The sequence below is a fragment of the Oleiphilus sp. HI0117 genome, from assembly GCF_001635235.1.
In genome coordinates, this window is sequence record NZ_LWGA01000493.1 from 1 (window position 1) to 801 (window position 801).

Sequence of the window (801 nt, forward strand, 5' to 3'; positions counted from 1 at the left end):
CAAACAGCCGAATTGTCAATAATAAGGCCACGCACCAGTTTAGCCACTCTGGAGGAATTAACGCTTATAACGAGATTGAACTGTCATTCTCTGAGGTGAGCGGTAACTCTGCTGCATCTGCCGGAGGTGTCGGTATTGGTCATAACAATGCTGAGGGTAGCTCAGTCATTATTAACTCGACTATCGCTAATAATAGTGCTGAATTGCATTCTGGAGGCTTGTACCTGAACGATGGCGAACTAGAAATCATCAATTCCACACTAGTACATAACGCTTTGCCGCTAGATAAAGATACTCGTGGTACAAGTATAGATAGTTCGAAAGGCTCAGTTGGTCTAAGAAATACTTTAATATATACAGAGTCAGGTTTTCAAAACTGTGTAGGGAATATAGAGTCTCTAGGTAATAATTTTGCTAGTGATTCTACCTGTGGCCATAACGCGGTGATAGACATGCTTCATCCGAGCTTGCTTGCCGATTCTAAGTTAGGTGAACTTAAAGACAACGGTGGCTATACACATACCATAGAGTTAGAACCAGAGCATCCAGCTATTGACGCTGGCGATGGACAATACTGCCACTCAGAAAAGATGCTCGACCAACGCTATTATGTACGTGCTGATTCTGCTTGCGATATTGGTGCTTACGAAGTCGGTAGCCGTAAAGCGATAGCCGGGACGCTGTCTTTTTCTTCTGCGAACTATGAGGTTAACGAAGATGGTGGTTTCATCACTGTTAAAGTCAGCCGCACGGGGGGGAGTGAAGGCGAGGCAGTAGCTTGGGTTTATGATACGGGGCTAG

At 44.8% G+C, this 801-nt stretch carries 1 protein-coding gene; it reads left to right on the forward strand.

Annotation, left to right across the window (positions count from 1 at the left end; translation table 11 throughout):
• Positions 1-801: choice-of-anchor Q domain-containing protein (locus tag A3757_RS26450; RefSeq protein WP_197469838.1), on the forward strand; the 801-nt coding region annotated here is incomplete at both ends.